At 60.9% G+C, this 17,754-nt stretch carries 18 protein-coding genes; 5 read left to right on the forward strand and 13 right to left on the reverse strand.

The features are described 5' to 3' along the window. The first annotated feature begins 13 nt into the window (after positions 1–13). The gene (locus DBR18_RS02775; RefSeq protein ID WP_108589167.1) at positions 14–1,381 is read left to right on the forward strand and encodes a lysozyme inhibitor LprI family protein; all 1,368 of its coding nucleotides are present in this window, start codon (positions 14–16) and stop codon (positions 1,379–1,381) included. A gap of 52 nt (positions 1,382–1,433) precedes the next feature. On the opposite strand, the gene DBR18_RS02780 is transcribed toward DBR18_RS02775, so the two are convergent. Further along, positions 1,434–1,805, reverse strand: coding sequence for a DUF6124 family protein (locus tag DBR18_RS02780; protein ID WP_108589168.1), 372 nt, complete (start codon positions 1,803–1,805; stop codon positions 1,434–1,436). Between the two features lie 522 nt (positions 1,806–2,327). On the opposite strand from DBR18_RS02780, the gene DBR18_RS02785 reads away from it, so the two are divergent. After that, positions 2,328–2,711 (forward strand): helicase, encoded by a 384-nt coding sequence (locus DBR18_RS02785; RefSeq protein ID WP_003229522.1) that lies wholly within the window; start codon positions 2,328–2,330, stop codon positions 2,709–2,711. Positions 2,712–2,975: 264 nt separating this feature from the next. Here the strand turns inward: DBR18_RS02785 and DBR18_RS02790 are convergent, their stop codons facing one another. From DBR18_RS02790 to exbB, 6 genes are all read right to left on the reverse strand, one after another. Then, entirely contained in the window at positions 2,976–4,376 is a 1,401-nt protein-coding gene (locus DBR18_RS02790) for an aminoacyl-tRNA deacylase and HDOD domain-containing protein (RefSeq protein WP_108589169.1), read from the reverse strand. 79 nt (positions 4,377–4,455) lie between these two features. Continuing rightward, positions 4,456–6,531: an ATP-dependent DNA helicase RecG gene (recG, locus tag DBR18_RS02795; protein WP_108589170.1), complete on the reverse strand. Its 2,076-nt coding sequence runs from the start codon at positions 6,529–6,531 to the stop codon at positions 4,456–4,458. 9 nt (positions 6,532–6,540) lie between these two features. Next, positions 6,541–7,470: a hydrogen peroxide-inducible genes activator gene (locus DBR18_RS02800; protein WP_007962352.1), complete on the reverse strand. Its 930-nt coding sequence runs from the start codon at positions 7,468–7,470 to the stop codon at positions 6,541–6,543. 211 nt (positions 7,471–7,681) lie between these two features. Continuing rightward, complete coding sequence (locus DBR18_RS02805; RefSeq protein ID WP_108589171.1) at positions 7,682–8,428, reverse strand: energy transducer TonB; 747 nt, start codon at positions 8,426–8,428, stop codon at positions 7,682–7,684. Next, complete coding sequence (gene exbD, locus DBR18_RS02810) at positions 8,425–8,853, reverse strand: TonB system transport protein ExbD (protein WP_047297280.1); 429 nt, start codon at positions 8,851–8,853, stop codon at positions 8,425–8,427. The genes DBR18_RS02805 and exbD overlap by 4 nt, the downstream gene beginning before the upstream one ends. Positions 8,854–8,859: 6 nt before the next feature. Beyond that, the gene (exbB, locus tag DBR18_RS02815) at positions 8,860–9,810 is read right to left on the reverse strand and encodes a tonB-system energizer ExbB (RefSeq protein WP_108589172.1); all 951 of its coding nucleotides are present in this window, start codon (positions 9,808–9,810) and stop codon (positions 8,860–8,862) included. 187 nt (positions 9,811–9,997) lie between these two features. Here exbB and DBR18_RS02820 point away from each other — a divergent pair, with 187 nt between their 5' ends. Continuing rightward, positions 9,998–10,855, forward strand: a complete 858-nt coding sequence (locus DBR18_RS02820; protein ID WP_108589173.1) for an SDR family oxidoreductase — start codon at positions 9,998–10,000, stop codon at positions 10,853–10,855. Positions 10,856–10,992: 137 nt separating this feature from the next. Here DBR18_RS02820 and DBR18_RS02830 read toward each other — a convergent pair whose 3' ends face one another. From DBR18_RS02830 to DBR18_RS02855, 6 genes are all read right to left on the reverse strand, one after another. Next, on the reverse strand, positions 10,993–11,733 hold the full coding sequence (locus DBR18_RS02830; protein WP_108589174.1) for a hypothetical protein: 741 nt from the start codon (positions 11,731–11,733) through the stop codon (positions 10,993–10,995). A gap of 73 nt (positions 11,734–11,806) precedes the next feature. Continuing rightward, a complete protein-coding gene (locus tag DBR18_RS02835) occupies positions 11,807–12,187 on the reverse strand; it encodes a RidA family protein (RefSeq protein ID WP_003229509.1) in 381 nt (126 codons plus the stop codon). A gap of 24 nt (positions 12,188–12,211) precedes the next feature. Then, complete coding sequence (gene spoT / locus DBR18_RS02840) at positions 12,212–14,317, reverse strand: bifunctional GTP diphosphokinase/guanosine-3',5'-bis pyrophosphate 3'-pyrophosphohydrolase (RefSeq protein ID WP_007962359.1); 2,106 nt, start codon at positions 14,315–14,317, stop codon at positions 12,212–12,214. Between the two features lie 57 nt (positions 14,318–14,374). Continuing rightward, positions 14,375–14,638: a DNA-directed RNA polymerase subunit omega gene (gene rpoZ, locus DBR18_RS02845; protein ID WP_003229503.1), complete on the reverse strand. Its 264-nt coding sequence runs from the start codon at positions 14,636–14,638 to the stop codon at positions 14,375–14,377. A 167-nt stretch (positions 14,639–14,805) separates the two neighbouring features. Next, positions 14,806–15,426, reverse strand: a complete 621-nt coding sequence (gmk, locus tag DBR18_RS02850; RefSeq protein ID WP_003229498.1) for a guanylate kinase — start codon at positions 15,424–15,426, stop codon at positions 14,806–14,808. Between the two features lie 10 nt (positions 15,427–15,436). Further along, positions 15,437–16,300, reverse strand: a complete 864-nt coding sequence (locus DBR18_RS02855; RefSeq protein WP_102356281.1) for a YicC/YloC family endoribonuclease — start codon at positions 16,298–16,300, stop codon at positions 15,437–15,439. Between the two features lie 270 nt (positions 16,301–16,570). Here DBR18_RS02855 and rph point away from each other — a divergent pair, with 270 nt between their 5' ends. Further along, a complete protein-coding gene (gene rph / locus DBR18_RS02860) occupies positions 16,571–17,293 on the forward strand; it encodes a ribonuclease PH (protein ID WP_003229494.1) in 723 nt (240 codons plus the stop codon). 29 nt (positions 17,294–17,322) lie between these two features. Continuing rightward, a complete protein-coding gene (locus tag DBR18_RS02865) occupies positions 17,323–17,691 on the forward strand; it encodes a DUF4870 domain-containing protein (protein ID WP_025112709.1) in 369 nt (122 codons plus the stop codon). Positions 17,692–17,754: the final 63 nt, after the last annotated feature.

Below are 17,754 nucleotides of genomic sequence, written 5' to 3' on the forward strand. Positions count from 1 at the left end.
GTTGGAATTTGCCTTGAGTAAATATCTTATTCCGGTGCTGCCCGCCGTGCTGATTGGTGGTTTATCTCTGTTGGGGGTACATGCATTTGCTGACGATGCATGTGCCGATATCACTACTAACTCACAGAGTGAACGATGTTCTGTGAGTGCCAAGGTTGCTGCAGATAAGCAGTTGAATACCAGTTATCAAGAACTGATGGTTCGGCTCGAGGGTGGGTATCAAACCGATCCAGTTCTTGCGGCGAGCCAAAAGGCAACGGTTCAGGAGGCTCAGCGCGCTTGGATCAAACTGCGCGATGCCGATTGCCAGATCGATGCGTTGGAGGCAGAACTGGGTTCTTCGACGCATGTGGCAGCGGTGAACAACTGCATCGCCAGCATGAGCCGTGATCGGTCGGTGTTTCTGGACAATATCGCGTCCGATAGCGGTAGTGGCTCTGCATTTGGACGTGGCTCGTGTCCAACGCAAGACTTCGCCCAGTTTCTTCCAGCCTTCTCCGCTAATGCCGAATCGCAAAAGCGACTGACTGCGCAAGCGGTGAAACTCTTGGTGTTGAAGGGGACTTCGGATATAGGGCGGATAGTGACTCACGTTACTGCAGAGGTGGGACGCGACATGGCGTTTCCCTTAATGGCTGTGGTGCCGGATGGGAAAGTTGAAGGGATAGAAATCGAGAAGGTGGATGATCGTCACGTTGACGTTGTGGATAAACGTGCCGGAAACAGCAATATCAAGATCTTCAATTTTTCGCGCAACGCCTGCTGGGCGCTTGAGGGGGTTGAGGATTGGTCAATTCCCGATAAGGAGCTTTCTGTAGCCAGCACGCGCTCATTGAGTCGTGAGGAAAATTTCTGCTCACAGCGTGCGCAAGGATTTGCTGGCTTGGGTGGTCTTGAGCAATACCGTCTGACAGGAGAACTTTTTGAGGCTGCATTGGAAAATTATCTGTGTGCGGCTGCTTCAGGCGATCCTATTGCCAGCGAGACTGCCGCTAGGCTGAGTCTGTCGGGTATGGCTCCGCAGTTGGAATACAGCAAAGTTGAAGCTCTTTTCAAAGCGGCAGCGGTCAATTCACCTGGTGGAGCTGAGGGGCTGGCAAGCTTTTATTGTTTTGGCAATGACACGGCTGGAAGTGGGCCGTGCCAGCGGCCAGCCGATGTGGAGAAAGAACTGATTCGCGCCAGCTCCATGGGCTCAGCGCATGCAATCGTTTCGCTTGGCGACTATTGGAAGAGTGGCGATCTCGGCGAGAAGGATATCCCTCGTGCCTTGGCTTGTTATCAGCTTGCCGCCGACAAGGGCTACGAGTCAGGTCTCAGTGCTGCCAAGCGACTTCAGTCTGAAGTGGCTGAGCCAATCGCTTCGAGTAAATGCTATTAGTGCGATCAATTGAAGAAGGGCGTTAATACCGCCCTTCGTCATCTTTTGGCTATCAACCCCGAGTTCGACACTCCCGTAATTCAATGTGGTCGAGCGTCCCTTCCACCATCAATCGCACCCCATCCGCCATTCTGCTCAGGGCCAGTGCAACCGAGCGACGGGAGCCGTGGAGGTCGTCGGCGAGGTCGCAGGCGATGGCGCTGATGGACAGGAGGTCTTCGGAGGCGTTGGCCATGAGGGCTTCGGCGTCGGTGCCGGGGGTGAGGCTGAAGAGGCCGGTTTCGCGTTTGGGTTGGGATTCGGTGCGCGGTTTGAAGTGGTGGTCGAGGGCGCGTTCGGCGGCTTCGTGGAATTTCTTGGATTCCAGCGATTCGTAGGGCGATATGTCTGGGGTTTCGGGGGGATTGGGTGTTGGTTTGATCATGGTGCAGCTTCCTGGAGTTGTGAGGCCGACACCTATTCGCTTTGCACTTCGAAATAGGTGGCAGCTGTGCGTTGGTGTGCAAGACCGGTCCAGGTGGCCGGCAGACCCGAAGGTCTCCGACGCACAGCCGCCATAACGATCCGCGAGCATAGGAAAACGCTCGGCGAAATGCCATCAACGAATGTGCACCTGAACCGGACTTGCACGTCCGAGTCGCCGATTTTGCGGCGACACACAGAGGCTATCGACGAACTGCCAACCTGCCTAGTTCATAGGTATCGCGGCACTTTGCAGGAAATTTCCCATAGGTTTGCAGGCTGGAAGATCAAAAGATCGCAGCCTTCGGCAGCTCCTACAGGGATGTGTTTCAACAGGTGTAGGACGGTGGGTGTAGAAGTGTGACTTGGCGGTCATCGTGCGGGAAATGGGCTGCATCATCTTCCATCAGAGGCAGATAGTGGCGTTATCGTCTGAATCCCTTACACTGCCCCGGCCGTTCATTTTCCTTTTGAGGCTGTGCGCATGAAATTTCGTTTTCTTCTGTGGATGATGGGTTTGTTGATGGGTAAGGCCAGCCGGACAAATCCTGCGTTCCAGCAGCAGTTGGGTGACAAGGATCTGGTGTTTCAGCTGCAAACGCTGGACGGGAAGGTGGCGCGGCATTTCGTGGTGAAGAATCAGCGCGTTACCAGCAAGTCTGGGGTGGTGGCGGAGCCGGCGTTTGCGATTGCGTTCAAGGATGCGGGTTATGCCTTTGCCACGATGCAGGCGAAGAACAAGCAGCTGGCGTTTATGCAGGGGATTCAGGACAAGTCGATCCAGCTCAAGGGGAATCCGGCGCTGGTGATGTGGTTTCAGGGGTTGATGAAGTATTTGAAGCCGAGGAAGGCCAAGCCTAAGGCTTGAGTAGAAGGGCTTGAGTCGAGGGGCTGTTGTGGTGAGGGGATTTATCCCCGATGGGCTGCGAAGCGGCCCCAAAACCTGAGGCCTCGATATAACTGACGCACCCTGTTGGCTGGGTTTGCGACTGCTGCGCAGCCGGTCGGGGATAAATCCCCTCACCACAGGTTTTGTGTCAGGCAGGTAGATTGGGGTGGATTCTTCGCGAGCAAGCTCGCTCCCACAGGAGGTCACCGAAACCTTGTGGGAGCGAGCTGGCTCGCGAAGTTTTCAAGCTTGGCTGAATTGCGAAGCTAGCTCACGCAGCAGGACTTCAGCCTCAAGCACTTTGCTGACCACGTCATTGGCTTTGTCGCGGGTCAGGCCGACGCGGTCGAGCAGGGCGTCGGGGATGTCTTCGTCGGGGCCGGAGCCGATCCCGCGGCTGCGCAGCAGGCGTACGGCCAGGCAGACGAGGTTCGGGTATTCGGCGTAGGCGCCGTCGTAGCTCGGGTCGTGCTGGAAGCGCAGGGCGGTGGCCAGTTCATCGGGCATGTCCCAGTAGCGCATCAGCCATGAGCCGATCTGTTCGCGGCTGATGCCCAGCAGGTGCTGCTCGATGTAGCTGTGGCACAGGTGCGGGTTGACCTCCAGGTGGCGGCAGATCAGCGAGAAGTGCGGCGGGAACACGTGGGCCAGCAGCAGGTAGCCGAAGTTGTGCAACAGGCCGGCGAGATAGGTCAGGCCGGCTTCCGGGCGCTGGGCGCGCGGCATGGCGCGGGTCAGGCCTTCGATGACGGCGGCGGTGTAGATAGACTGCTGCCAGTACGGTGTGGTGTGTTGCGGGTGGTCTTTCGGCAGGCTCAGGGTCTTGCCGAGGGCCAGGCCCAAGGCGAGGTTGATCACCAGATCGAAACCGAGCACGCGAACGATCGCGTCTTCCACCGAACGGATCTTGCCCGGCGAGGCGTAGTACGGCGACGCCGCCCAGCTCACCACTTGTGCAGCCAGCGCCGGGTCGGTTTCGACCACGCCGGTGATGTCGTCGATGGTGGCGTTGGGGTCGACGCGCAGCTTGATGATTTTTTGCGCGGTCTCGGCCAGCGGTGGAATCTCGATGGTCGCTTCCAGACGCTGCTGAATCCGGCGTGCGGTGAATGCCTGCACGGCCTGGGTGATTTCCTCGCGGTCATCGTCCGGGCGGTCGAGGTTCGGGCGGATACTGCTCAGGGCTTCGCCGAAATTGGCGGCGCTGGCCTTGGTCAGCATGGTCTTGAAGGCTTCGCTGGTGATCTCCAGCAGCACGCCCGGCTCGCCGGAGTTGATCAGCAGCTTCGGCTCGCGCAGCAAGCTTTCTTCGTAGAGGCACGGCGAACTGGTCAGCGCCGGCAGGCCCGGCAGCAGGCTCAGGCTGTGTTTGCCGAGCATCTTTTCCAGACGCTCGGTGGACACGGCGGTCAGGCGCCGGCCAGTGAGTTCGGCGAGGCGGTTGAGGTCGAGCAACTGGCTCTGCGGAAACAGCACCATCAGCGCGCCCACGGCGTCGTCCAGCAGCACGGCTTGTACCTTGCGCGAAGCGTTGAGGCCGTGGTGATCGAGCACTTCTTCGTAGGCGATCCCCAGCTTGCCGAGCAGCAGCCGAATTACAGACGGCGCGTGCGGGAGTTCGGGGGCGAGAGCTGCGTCAGTCATGGTCTGTATCCGTTTTTGAAACAATGGCAGGAGTATAACCAGCTCTGTCGGAACGATCCTGCACAAACTGCGACGGTGCTCACACTTGGCCGTATTGCTGCCCATGGCGCAGCCAGCGGTCGAGCAATGGGCTGACGTGAGTCGGCCAGCGTTCCAGCAGCGCTTGCGCGGCATCGCGTACGGCAGGCAGCAGGTCGGCGTCGCGCATCAGGTCGGCGACCTTGAATTGCAGCAGGCCGGTCTGACGCGTGCCGAGCATTTCGCCGGGGCCGCGCAGTTCGAGGTCTTTTTCGGCAATGACGAAACCGTCGTTGGTCTCGCGCATGATGCCCAGGCGCTGACGGCCGATCTGCGACAGCGGCGGATGGTAGAGCAGCACGCAATGGCTGACCGCGCTGCCCCGGCCGACGCGACCGCGCAACTGGTGCAACTGCGCGAGGCCGAGGCGCTCGGGGTTTTCGATGATCATCAGGCTGGCGTTGGGCACGTCTACACCGACTTCGATCACCGTGGTGGCGACCAGCAGTTGCAGGTTACCGGCCTTGAATTCGGCCATGACCGCGGCTTTCTCGGCAGGCTTCATGCGCCCGTGAATCAGTCCGACTTTCAGCTCGCCGAGGGCGGCTGTGAGGTCTTCGAACGTGGTTTCCGCGGCCTGACAGGTCAGCTCTTCCGACTCTTCGATCAGCGTGCACACCCAGTAGGCCTGACGCCCTTCGGCGCAGGCGCTGCGCACCCGTTCGATGACTTCGACGCGGCGGGTGTCGGTGACCAGTACGGTGTTGACCGGGGTTCGACCGGGCGGCAGTTCGTCGAGGATCGAGGTGTCGAGGTCGGCGTAGGCGCTCATCGCCAGCGTGCGCGGGATCGGCGTGGCGGTCATGATCAGTTGATGCGGGCACATGCGCCCGCCGACGCCTTTCTGCCGCAGCGCCAAGCGTTGTTGCACACCGAAGCGGTGTTGTTCGTCGATGATCACCAGTGCCAGATTCTTGAACTGCACTTCGTCCTGGAACAACGCGTGAGTGCCGACCACCATCGGTGTGCCGCTGACGATCTGTTCCAGTGCGGCGACGCGGTTTTTGCCTTTAAGCTTGCCGGCCAGCCACGCGACGTCGATGCCCAGCGGTTCGAGCCAGCGCTTGAAGGTGATGAAGTGCTGTTCGGCGAGGATCTCGGTCGGCGCCATCAGCGCGACCTGATAACCCGCTTCCAGCGCTTGCAGCGCCGCGAGGGCGGCGACCACGGTTTTGCCCGCGCCAACGTCGCCCTGAATCAGGCGCAGCATCGGTTCGTGCTGGCTGAGGTCGTAGGCGATTTCGTTGCCCACGCGTTGCTGGGCGCCGGTCGGGTTGAAGCCGAGGTTGGCCAGATACTTCGGCGGCAGCTTCGTCGCTTTCGGCATCGCTGGCGCGCGCAGGGAACGCATGCTTTCGCGCAGACGTTGTTGCGACAGTTGATGGGTCAGCAGTTCTTCGAACGCGAGGCGATGCTGCGCCCAGTGATGACCGAGTGCCAGCTCATCGACATCAGCATCGGCGGGCGGGTTGTGCAGGTAGCGGATCGCATCGGCCAGCGGCGCCAGTTGGTAGTCGCGGGCCAGTTCGGTCGGCAACCAGTCGGGCAGAGTGTTCGGCTTTAGCAGCGTCAGAGTCTGCATGCACAACTGACGCAGGCGCTGTTGGGTCAGGCCTTCGGTGAGCGGGTAGACCGGGGTCAGGGTTTCATCCACGGGCGGCGGTTCGTCACCGGTGATGGCGCGGTATTCCGGGTGGTAGATTTCCAGCCCCGAGGCGCCGGGGCGCACTTCGCCGTAGCAGCGAATCCGCGTGCCGCGCTTGAGGCCTTCTTTCTGCGCATTGCTGAAATGGTAGAAGCGCAGGCTCAGGCCACCGGTGCCATCCTGCATGCGCACGACGAGGCTGCGCCGCCGGCCCATGACCACGTCGGCACCGCTGACGGTGCCTTCGACTACGGCGTCCTGGCCCGGGCGCAAGTGGCCGATCGGCACCACGCGAGTGCGATCCTGATAACGCAGCGGCAGGTGAAACAGCACGTCCTGGAGGTTTTCCAGGCCGACCTTGGCCAGTTTCTCGGCCATGGCTTCGCCGACACCCTTGAGTGCCGTCACCGACACTTGCGACAGCTCAGTCATGACGCTCGCTTAACCGGCCGTAACCGGCGCGGCGGGCTTGGCCACCGAGCACAGGCGAACGGAGTCGGCGAGGATCTCAATGGCTTTCGGCCGCGGGAAACTCGCGCGCCAGGCAATCGCCACGGTGCGGAACGGGACCGGCGCCGACAGCGGGCGCACTTCGATCACGCCCGGGGCGTAATGATGGCTGTCCACCGCCGACAGCGGCAGGATCGAGATGCCCAGACCGGAGGCGACCATGTGGCGGATGGTCTCCAGCGAGCTGGATTCCACCGTGGTGTGCTTGGCGCCGTCGTTGCCCTTGGTCAGGGTCGGGCAGGCTTCGAGCACCTGATCGCGGAAGCAGTGGCCTTCGCCGAGCAGCAGCAGGCTCTTGTCGTTGAGCAGGCCCGGGTCGATGGATTCTTTTTGCGTCCACGGGTGCTGGGCCGGCATCAGCACGTAGAACGGCTCGTCGTACAGCGGCAGGGTCAGCACGTCGGCTTCGTTGAACGGCAGGGCGATGATGATCGCGTCAAGCTCGCCGTTGCGCAGCTTGTCGCGCAGCACGTGGGTGAAGTTTTCTTCGATGTACAACGGCATTTGCGGGGCGACCCGGTGCAGTTGCGGAATCAGGTGCGGGAACAGGTACGGCCCGACGGTGTAGATCGCGCCGACTTTCAGCGGCGCGGTCAGCTGATTCTTGCCGGCCTGGGCCAGTTCACGGATACCTTGCGCCTGCTCCAGGACTTTCTGCGCCTGGGCGACGATGCCTTCGCCGACCGGGGTCAGGCGCACGGCGCTTTTGCTGCGCTCGAAAATCAGCACACCGAGTTCGTCTTCAAGTTTTTTCACGCCCACCGACAGGGTCGGCTGACTGACGTGGCAACGCTCGGCGGCGTGGCCGAAGTGCTGCTCTTGGGCGAGCGTAACGATGTAGCGTAATTCTGTGAGGGTCATAGCGAGCGTCCATGAAGTTGCGGGCCAAGCATAACGGCTGCAATCGATAGACGCACGTTATCAGACTGAGTGAGAAATGCGACACCGGGCAATGTGGGTTTGCCGTTTGTGGATGTGCTGAAAAGCAAAAGATCGCAGCCTTCGGCAGCTCCTGCAGGGGGACGTAAACCTGTAGGCGCTGCCGAAGGCTGCGATCTTTTGATCTTGCTGCTTAGCGACGACGTTCGAGCGAGTACACAAACGGCGCAACAATTTCGATCGAGCCGTTGTTGAGCATGTCGGCCGGTGGCTTGGGCAGCGGTTGCGCGCGGCGGATCATTTCCAGGGTGGCCCGGTCCAGATCGGCGTTGCCGGAGCGGCCCACCAGTTCGAACGACAGCACATTGCCTTCGCCATCAACCACGAAGCGCAGACGGTTCAAGCCTTCCTTGCCTCGCGCCTGAGCGCTGGCCGGGTACTTTTTGTACTTGGCCAGGTGCGCGAGCAGGGTGCCTTGCCAACTGGCTTTGGCTGCCATCTGCGCTGGCGACGGGCCTGGTGCCGGCTGGGCGGATTTCTCCGTCGGTGCCTGGGTCGGTTGCGTGTCGGCCGGTTTCTCCTCGGAAGGTTTTTCCTTCGGCGGTTCTGGCTTCTCTACCGGTTTGGGCGGCTGAGGTTTCGGCTTTGGCTTGGGTTTGGGCTTCGGTACGGCAATCTCGGCCTTGGGTGCTTCAGCCAGTTTCGGAATGGGCAACTCTTCGACCGGAGCTGGTGGCTGCGGCGGTGTGACGACTTTCGGCGGAGCAGGCGGTGGCGGGGCCGGAACCGGCGCCAGCTCGACCATCATTGCCTGCGGCGGCAGTTCGATGGGCGGGCGGGCGGTCCAGTTCAGCGCCAGCGCGATGGCCAGCGCATGAACGCCCAGCACCACGGCCAGGCTACCGCTGTAACGCGTCAGCTTATGGCGCGTCGTGATCATTTCTTGGCTGCGCTCTCGAGGCCCACCAGGCCGACCTTCAGGTAACCGGCCGAACGCAATTTATCCATCACGCTCATCAGGTCGCCGTAGTCCACACCTTTGTCGGCCTGGAAGAAGATGGTGGTGTCTTTCTTGCCCTGGGTCTTGGCGTCGAGAACAGCGCCGAGGGTTTCGGCTTTGACTTCGTCGTCGCCGATGTACAGGCGCTGATCGGCTTTTACGCTGAGGAACACCGGTTTTTCAGGCCGCGGCGCCGGTTTGGCGGTCGAGGCCGGCAGGTCGACTTTGATGTCCACGGTCGCCAGCGGCGCAGCCACCATGAAGATGATCAGCAGTACCAGCATCACGTCGATGAACGGCGTGACGTTGATTTCGTGGTTCTCGGCCAGATCGTCGTCTGCGCCTTCTTTCAAATGCAGGCCCATGGCCGATTACCCCACTTTGACCATGTGCGGCTGCGAGCTGCGCTCAGGCTGGTGGTCGAGGTCGCGGCTGACCAGCAACAGGACTTCTGCCGACGCATCGGACACCTGCGCCTTGTAGCCGGCGATGGAGCGGGCGAACACGTTGTAGATCACTACCGCAGGAATCGCAGCAACCAGACCCAGCGCGGTAGCGAGCAGCGCTTCTGCGATACCCGGTGCAACGACGGCGAGGTTGGTGGTCTGGGTCTTGGCGATGCCGATGAAGCTGTTCATGATGCCCCATACGGTACCGAACAGACCGACGAACGGCGCGGTGGAACCGATGGTGGCGAGGACGCCGGTGCCGCTGCTCATGTTGCGACCGCAAGCAGCCACCAGGCGCTCGAGGCGGAAGCTGACGCGCTCCTTGATGCCTTCTTTTTCACGGCTGTTGACCGACAGGCGCATTTCTTCAAGTGCATCGTGGACCAGCAGGTTGGCGAGAGTGCCTTCCTTCGCCGCAGTGGCGCTGGCTTCCTTGAGGGTGGCGGCTTTTTTCAGAGCAGCGATTTCACCACGCAGACGACGCTTGGCACCCATCAGCTCGAAGCCTTTGGCGATCCAGATGGTCCAGGTGATGATGGAGGCGATGGCCAAGCCGATCATCACGATCTTCACGATGATATCGGCGTTCTGGTACATGCCCCATGGCGACAGGTCGTGGGCCATGCCCAGGGTGTTGTCGGGTTCGAGCACTTCAGGGGCGTCGGCCGGGCTGGCGTCTACAGCCTGCACCGGGTCGGTGGTGGCTGGCGCGGCGGCGGGGGCGTGCTGTTCGGTGGCAGTCGGGGCCGCTGGCGCTTGTGCGTCGGCGAACGCGGCGGTCGGTGCCAGCATCAGGCTGAGCAGCAGGGCCGCTACCGCGCCAAAGGCGCGAGGTCGTGTGGTAGGCGAAGCGGGGAGTTGATTACGTGTCATGCTGGCCGGACCTGAGATAGAAAACGTTGATGCTCTTCCAGGCCTCGTGAGGCCGAGAACAAAAGTGGCGTGCATTATTGCAAGTAATTCTTGTTAACAAAAGTAATAGAGTTTCTTTTTTTCCTTCATTGCTAGCCGTTCGTCCTTTGAGATGGCTGGTCTGTTCCATTCGTTTGGGAGTTTTCTGATGTCTGCACCTTCTGTTTTGATTGCCGGTTGCGGTGATGTCGGCAGTCGTCTGGCTACGCAATTGCTGGCTGCCGGCTGGGAGGTGCATGGTCTGCGCCGTGATGTTTCGCGGTTGCCGGCCGGCGTCATCGGCGTGGCCGGTGACCTGTTCAAGGAGGATTGCCCAGCGACCTGGCCGTTCGGTGCGGTGGACTATGTGGTGTATTGCGCGGCGGCGACCGATCACGATGAAGCCGGCTATCGCGCCGCTTATGTGCAGGGTTTGCAGAATGTACTGAGCTGGCTGGATGACTTCGGGCAGGTGCCTGATCGACTGCTGTTTGTTTCCAGCAGCAGCGTTTACGGGCAGCAGGACGGCGAATGGGTCGATGAAAACTCGGCGACCGATGCCCTCGGATTTTCCGGGCGGCTGATGCTTGAAGCTGAACATGTCGCGCTCAAAAGCGGTATTGCGACCAGCATCGTGCGCTTTACCGGCATCTATGGCCCCGGCCGCGAGAGGTTACTGACGCAGGTGCGCGAGGGGTATCACGTTGCGGTAGAGCCGCCGTTGTATGGCAACCGCATCCATTCCGACGACGCGGCGGGGCTGATGGCGTTTCTGCTGAAGGCGGATCGGCGGGGCGAGTCATTGCAGGACATCTATATCGGGGTGGACGATGCGCCGGCACCGCTGGCCGAGGTGGTCGCCTGGTTGCGCGACTATCTGGGTGTCACCGATTGGGCGCCGGATGCCAGCGTGCGCCGCACCGGCAGCAAGCGCTGCAGCAATGCCCGGGCGAAGGCGCTGGGCTGGACGCCGACGTATCCGAGTTACCGCGAAGGCTATGCGGCGATACTTGAAGGCAAGTGCTGACCTTCTAACGCCAAAAACCACTGTGGGAGCGGGCTTGCCCGCGATGGCGGCTTGGCAGTCAACTAAGGTGTTGAGTCTGATGTCCTCATCGCGGGCAAGCCCGCTCCCACAGGGTTATATATTGTTCTCAGGTGTGTTTATTGCTTTTCAAGCAACCACTTGCGCTCACCCGGGGTGAACTGCGGCATTTCATCCGCCAGAGCGGTGTTCACTGCCTGGAAGATCTCCAGTGCCTTGCCTTTGCGGGCAAAGATCCAGTTGTTGCCCTGGCCGTTGAGCTGCAGCCACATGCTGTCGTGGTCGCTGTTCATCGAGGCGCAGTCACCTGCCAGGCACAGTGCGTAGCGGTCGGCGCCGGGCAGACCGGAGACCTGGCCATCAGCCTGGAATTGCACGGTGTTGCCTTCGCCGTCGCCGCTGGCAATTTTCCAGCTGCCGCCCAGGTAGGCCGAATACAGTGCGCGCTCGAAGCTGGCGCCGATGGGTGCGCCTTCCGGCACGGGGATTTGCGCGCGATCGAACACCTGATCCGGTTCGTTCTCAGTGGCGGCCTGTTTCATCTGGCCCCCGTCGCGCTTCAGCTCGCTGCCTGAGCTGCCATAGAAGTCGACTTTCCAGGCGCCGGACTGTTCGCCCTGCAGCCGTCCTTCGACGTTCTCGAAACCGTTGGTGTAGCGGGCCTGACCGGCCTTGGTGTTGACGTCCCACTCCAGATTCGGGCCATAGGCCTGAAGCGCTTCGCGCAGGGGGCCGCCCTTGGCAGCAGCATCGATCGCCACCTGGTTGATCCAGGTGCCGCTGATGTCACGGTCGGCGGGGTCGCTGGCACAGCCGCCGAGGAAAATGGCGAGCAGCGAGAGAGCAAGCGCTTTGCGCATGGTGGAATCCTTTCAAAACCTTTTCTTTACCGCAGAGCAGCCGGCGCAGCGTTTGAAGGCTGCGCCGTGCGCATTACTCGATGACCAGGATGGCATCCATTTCGACTTGCGAACCCTTCGGCAGGGCAGCAACGCCGATGGCGGCGCGGGCCGGGTACGGCTGATCGAAGTATTTGCCCATGATCTCGTTGACCTTGGCGAAGTGGCTCAGGTCGGTGAGGAAGATGTTCAGCTTGACGATGTCCTTGAACGAACCGCCAGCGGCTTCAGCCACGGCTTTGAGGTTCTCGAACACCTGGACGGTCTGGGCTTCGAAGCCTTCAACCAGTTCCATGGTCTTTGGGTCCAGAGGAATCTGGCCCGACATGTAAACAGTGTTGCCGGCCTTGATCGCCTGGGAGTAGGTACCGATGGCGGCTGGGGCCTTGTCGCTGGTGATAACGGTCTTGGTCATGTATGACTCCTTGTTAGGTGTGAATTAGGCGCGCATGCGGGTGATGCGGATGACCCCGGTCAGAGCGCGCAGCTTCTTGATCACGCGGGCCAGGTGCACACGGTCGTGGACGCTGACCACCAGCTGGACGACGCTGATGCGGCCATCGCGTTCGTCCATGCTGATTTTCTCGATATTGCCGTCGGCGGCGTTGACGCTGCTGGCGAGCAGGGCGATCAGGCCGCGCTGGTGTTCCAGCTCGACGCGCAGTTCGACGTTGAATTCGCCGGTGACATCCTTGGCCCACGAGAGCTGGATGCATTTTTCCGGGTTGTGCCGGATTTCGCTGATGTTGCGGCAGTTGTCCAGGTGCACGACCATGCCTTTGCCCGCCGAGAGGTGGCCGACAATCGGGTCGCCCGGGATCGGCGTGCAGCACTTGGCGTAGCTGAGCACCAGACCTTCGGTGCCGCGAATCGCCAGCGGGCCTTCCGGGCTTGGCAGCTGTTCGCCTTCGCCAAGCAGGCGACGTGCCACGACATAGGCCATGCGGTTGCCCAGGCCAATGTCCTCGAGCAAATCTTCGATCAATTCCAGGCGGTATTCGCTGAGCATCGCCTTGACGCGCTCAGCCGGGATCTTCTCCAGCGCACTGTCGAAACCGTTGAGCACCTTGTTCAGCAGACGCTCGCCAAGGCTGATGGATTCGGAACGGCGCTGCAGTTTCAACGCATGGCGGATGTGCGTACGGGCCTTGCCGGTGACCACGAAATTGAGCCAGGCCGGGTTCGGCCGTGCGCCGGGTGCGCTGACGATCTCGACCGTGGAGCCGCTTTGCAGCGGTTCGGACAGCGGTGCGAGACGGCGATTGATCCGGCAGGCGATGCAGCTGTTGCCGACGTCGGTGTGCACCGCGTAGGCGAAGTCGACCGCCGTGGAGCCTTTTGGCAGCTCCATGATCCGGCCTTTGGGCGTGAACACATAGACCTCGTCCGGGAACAGGTCGATCTTCACGCTCTCGATGAATTCCAGCGAGTTGCCGGCACGTTGCTGCATTTCCAGCACGCCTTTGACCCACTGGCGGGCGCGGGCGTGAGTGCCTTTTGGCTGTTCGTCACCGCTGGATTTGTACAGCCAGTGGGCGGCAATGCCGTTGTTGGCCATCTCTTCCATTTCGCGGGTGCGGATCTGGATCTCGATCGGCACGCCGTGCATGCCGAACAGCGTGGTGTGCAGCGACTGATAGCCGTTGGCCTTGGGGATCGCAATGTAATCCTTGAAGCGTCCCGGCAACGGTTTGTACAAATTATGCACAGCACCCAAGACGCGGTAGCAGGTATCAACCTTGTCGACGATGATCCGGAACGCGTAGACGTCCATGATCTCGTTGAAGGCCCGACGCTTGCCGCGCATTTTCTTGTAGATGCCGTAGAGGTGTTTCTGGCGGCCGCTGACTTCACCCTGGATGCCGTCGATGGCGAGACAGTGGCCAAGGGACTCTTCGATCTTGTTGACGATTTCCTTGCGGTTGCCCCGGGCGCGTTTGACCGCCTGGTAGATCCGCGCGGAACGCATCGGGTGCATCGCCTTGAAGCCGAGGTCTTCGAATTCGATACGAATGGCGTGCATGCCCAGCCGGTTGGCGATGGGCGCGTAGATTTCGAGGGTTTCCTTGGCGATCCGGCGGCGTTTTTCCCCGGACAGCACTTCCAGCGTGCGCATGTTGTGCAGGCGGTCGGCAAGCTTGACCAGGATCACGCGAATGTCGCGCGCCATGGCCATGGCCATTTTCTGGAAGTTCTCGGCCTGGGCTTCGGCCTTGGTCTCGAAGTTCATCTGGGTCAGTTTGCTGACCCCGTCGACCAGTTCCGCCACGGTTTCACCGAACTGCGCTTGCAGCGCTTCTTTGGCGATACCGGTGTCTTCGATCACGTCATGCAGCATCGCAGCCATCAGGCTCTGATGGTCCATGTGCATGTCGGCAAGAATATTCGCCACCGCAAGAGGATGCGTGACGTACGCCTCGCCGCTGCGACGGCGCTGACCGTCATGGGCTTGTTCGGCGTAGAAATACGCTCGGCGGACCAGGTTGACCTGGTCGTTGCCGAGGTAGGTCGATAAGCGATCGGCGAGGGCGTCTATGCTCGGCATGATGACTCCTGCCGTAGGCTGTGTTCCCGCGCCGTGCTACGTCGACCAGGCATAGGCTTAGACGGCCTCGTTGGACTCGTCCTCGAACGCAGCGAAGACCGGGTCTTCGTGGACGATTTCCTGCTCGGCGATGAACTCGTAGCTCATCAGGCCTTCAGCGATTTCACGCAGCGCAACTACGGTCGGTTTGTCGTTTTCCCACTGGACCAGTGGCTCTTTGCCGCCGGTGGCCAGTTGACGGGCACGCTTGGTAGAGAGCATGACCAGCTCAAAGCGGTTTTCCACGTGTTCTAGGCAGTCTTCAACGGTTACGCGGGCCATGGTATTCCTCGGAGCGAATGCAATATGCGCGCTGCCCGGTTGGGCGAGCGGACTCAACAGTTTAAAAAATCACCAGCGATTAGGGAAGCGCTGATTTTTTGACCAGACCCTTCAACGCGCTGCAAGCACCAATGTAAAGCGCTTGCAGCGGTTTTGGGAAGTGCTGATTAACCGAGCAGTTCGGCCAGCAATTTGCCGAAACGCACTTGCTGGCGTTTCTGTTGCAGCTGATTGGCGCGGAAAATCGCCTTCAGATCGTCCAGCGCGTGGGCGAAATCGTCGTTGATGATCAGATAGTCGTACTCGACATAGTGACTCATCTCGCTGACGGCTTCGCGCATCCGGCCGTCGATGATCTCGTCGCTGTCCTGGCCGCGGTTGGTCAGGCGCTGATGCAGGGCCTGCAACGACGGCGGCAGGATGAAGATCGAGCGTGCCTGCGGCATCAGCTTGCGCACTTGCTCGGCGCCTTGCCAGTCGATTTCCAGAATGAGGTCGTGACCTTCGTCCAGGGTCTGCTGCAGGCGGCTTTGCGAGGTGCCGTAGAAGTTGCCGAAGACTTCGGCGCGTTCGAGGAAGTCGCCGTGCTCGCCCATCTTCACGAACTCTTCGCGGGTCACGAAGTGATAGTTCACGCCGTCCACTTCACCCGGGCGCATGGCGCGGGTAGTGTGGGAAATCGAGACGCGGATCTCCGGATTGGCATCGGTCAAAGCCTTGACCAGGCTGCTCTTGCCTGCGCCCGATGGGGCGGAAATGATGTACAGGGTGCCGGTGCTGTGGGTCATGTCTGTTGCCTTACTCAATATTCTGCACTTGTTCGCGCATCTGCTCGATCAACACCTTGAGGTTGACCGCCGCCTGGGTGCTGCGCGGGTCGAAGGCCTTGGAGCCCAGTGTGTTGGCTTCGCGGTTGAGCTCCTGCATCAGGAAGTCCAGGCGCCGGCCGGCGGCGCCGCCGGACTTGAGCACCCGGCGAACTTCGATGATGTGGGTGCTCAGGCGATCCAGCTCTTCGGCCACATCGCTCTTTTGCGCGAGCATGACCATTTCCTGTTCCAGGCGCTGCGGATCCAGTTCGGCCTTCATGTCGGTGAAGCGGTCGAGGACTTTCTGGCGCTGGGTGGCGAGCATCTGCGGCACCAGTTCACGCAAGGTCACGACGTCCTCTTCAATGGAGGTCAGGCGCTCGTTGATCAGGCGTGCCAGCTCCGCGCCTTCGCGCTCGCGGCCGGCCTTGAGTTCCTTGAGACCTTGATTGAACAGTGCCAGCGCCTCGGCGTTCAGCGCCTGTGGATCAGTGGCGTCGGCCACCAGCACGCCGGGCCACGCCAGCACTTCCAGCGGGTTGAGTGCTGCCGGGTTCTTGATCAGACCGGCAACGGTTTCGGCGGCGGCGACCAGTTGCGCGGCGCGCTCGCGGTCGACCTGCAACGGCTTGCCGGTGCTTTCTTCGGTAAAGCGCAGGGTGCATTCCAGTTTGCCCCGCGACAGACCCTGACGCAGCGCTTCACGCACGGCACCTTCAAGGTCGCGGAACGACTCCGGCAGGCGCAGGTGCGGTTCCAGATAGCGGCTGTTGACCGAGCGCAGCTCCCAGCTCAGGGTGCCCTGGACGCCGGCTTTCTCGACGCGGGCGAAGGCGGTCATGCTGTGCACCATGGCGGTGACCTCGCAATGCAGATCGGCGCAGAAGGGATGTTCCGCAGGCTCGATATCAATGAATTTAAGCCGACTGGCAGCAAAGGCGCAGGATTGTAGCGCAGTGCGGCGGATGCGCCCAAACACACGGTGTGACAAAGGGCTGCAGGCCGTCGGTTATGCGCGTTTCAGGGCGTTGTGTCGACGGCCGGAATTTTTAACCCGTGCCCAGGCACGGTGCAGCGCTCTATAATGCTCGGCAGTTTTCCGTCCCCAGTACAGGTACTCCCTATGAAACGTCCAAGTGGTCGCGCTGCCGATCAGCTCCGCTCGATCCGCATTACCCGCAACTACACCAAACACGCCGAGGGATCCGTACTGGTCGAATTCGGTGATACCAAAGTCATCTGCACCGTCAGCGTCGAAAACGGCGTGCCGCGTTTCCTGAAGGGCCAGGGCCAGGGCTGGTTGACTGCTGAATACGGCATGCTGCCGCGCGCCACCGGCGAGCGTAACCAGCGTGAAGCGAGCCGTGGCAAGCAGGGCGGTCGCACCCTGGAAATCCAGCGCCTGATCGGCCGCTCCCTGCGCGCTGCGCTGGACATGTCCAAGCTGGGCGACGTGACCCTGTACGTCGACTGCGACGTGATCCAGGCTGACGGCGGCACTCGCACCGCGTCCATCACCGGTGCCATGGTTGCCCTGGTCGATGCGCTGAAAGTGATCAAGAAGCGTGGCGGCCTGAAAGGCGGCGACCCGCTCAAGCAAATGATCGGCGCGGTGTCGGTCGGCATGTATCAGGGCGAGCCAGTGCTGGATCTGGACTATCTTGAAGATTCCGCCGCCGAGACCGACCTCAACGTGGTGATGACCAGCACCGGTGGCTTCATCGAAGTCCAGGGCACCGCCGAAGGCGCACCGTTCCAGCCTGAAGAGCTGAACGCCATGCTGGAACTGGCCAAGAAAGGCATGAACGAAATCTTCGAACTGCAAAAGGCTGCACTGGCCGACTGAGCAGGTTCGTAACCCGCAAGGAGGACACAATGAGTGATGAGCAAGAGTTGCTGCCCAAACCGAGCCAGGAGGTTCGCCAATGGGCGATGTTTTGTCACTTGTCCGCCTTGCTGGGGATCTGGATTCCGTTCGGCAATCTGATCGGGCCGCTGATCCTGTGGCAGATGAAGCGCGAAACCGATCCGTTCATTGATGCTCAGGGTAAAGAAGCGCTGAATTTTCAGATCACCGTGGCGATTGCCGCAGCGATCTGCCTGCTGCTGATGGTGCTGATCATCGGCTTCTTCCTGTTGGGCCTGCTGGCCATTGGCGCGTTAGTGCTGACGATCATTGCCGGGGTGAAGGCCAATGACGGATTCCCTTATCGCTATCCATTCACCTGGCGGCTGATCAAGTAATGGTCGATATGAAGTTTTCTGTGCCAGTGCGTTAGCGATTTGCGCATTTAAATGGTTTGAAAT

The organism is Pseudomonas sp. HMWF021, from assembly GCF_003061005.1.
Classification (GTDB): Bacteria; Pseudomonadota; Gammaproteobacteria; order Pseudomonadales; family Pseudomonadaceae; genus Aquipseudomonas.

Coding starts and splice junctions, on each gene's coding strand:
- spoT (WP_007962359.1), bottom strand. CDS start 14,317: ATGCCGAGCATAGACGCCCTCGCCGATCGCTTATCGACCTACCTCGGC.
- DBR18_RS02820 (WP_108589173.1), top strand. CDS start 9,998: ATGTCTGCACCTTCTGTTTTGATTGCCGGTTGCGGTGATGTCGGCAGT.
- DBR18_RS02835 (WP_003229509.1), bottom strand. CDS start 12,187: ATGACCAAGACCGTTATCACCAGCGACAAGGCCCCAGCCGCCATCGGT.
- exbD (WP_047297280.1), bottom strand. CDS start 8,853: ATGGGCCTGCATTTGAAAGAAGGCGCAGACGACGATCTGGCCGAGAAC.
- DBR18_RS02800 (WP_007962352.1), bottom strand. CDS start 7,470: ATGACCCTCACAGAATTACGCTACATCGTTACGCTCGCCCAAGAGCAG.
- DBR18_RS02830 (WP_108589174.1), bottom strand. CDS start 11,733: ATGCGCAAAGCGCTTGCTCTCTCGCTGCTCGCCATTTTCCTCGGCGGC.
- DBR18_RS02865 (WP_025112709.1), top strand. CDS start 17,323: ATGAGTGATGAGCAAGAGTTGCTGCCCAAACCGAGCCAGGAGGTTCGC.
- DBR18_RS02805 (WP_108589171.1), bottom strand. CDS start 8,428: ATGATCACGACGCGCCATAAGCTGACGCGTTACAGCGGTAGCCTGGCC.
- DBR18_RS02780 (WP_108589168.1), bottom strand. CDS start 1,805: ATGATCAAACCAACACCCAATCCCCCCGAAACCCCAGACATATCGCCC.
- recG (WP_108589170.1), bottom strand. CDS start 6,531: ATGACTGAGCTGTCGCAAGTGTCGGTGACGGCACTCAAGGGTGTCGGC.
- gmk (WP_003229498.1), bottom strand. CDS start 15,426: ATGACCCACAGCACCGGCACCCTGTACATCATTTCCGCCCCATCGGGC.
- DBR18_RS02790 (WP_108589169.1), bottom strand. CDS start 4,376: ATGACTGACGCAGCTCTCGCCCCCGAACTCCCGCACGCGCCGTCTGTA.
- DBR18_RS02785 (WP_003229522.1), top strand. CDS start 2,328: ATGAAATTTCGTTTTCTTCTGTGGATGATGGGTTTGTTGATGGGTAAG.
- exbB (WP_108589172.1), bottom strand. CDS start 9,810: ATGACACGTAATCAACTCCCCGCTTCGCCTACCACACGACCTCGCGCC.
- DBR18_RS02855 (WP_102356281.1), bottom strand. CDS start 16,300: ATGGTGCACAGCATGACCGCCTTCGCCCGCGTCGAGAAAGCCGGCGTC.
- rph (WP_003229494.1), top strand. CDS start 16,571: ATGAAACGTCCAAGTGGTCGCGCTGCCGATCAGCTCCGCTCGATCCGC.
- rpoZ (WP_003229503.1), bottom strand. CDS start 14,638: ATGGCCCGCGTAACCGTTGAAGACTGCCTAGAACACGTGGAAAACCGC.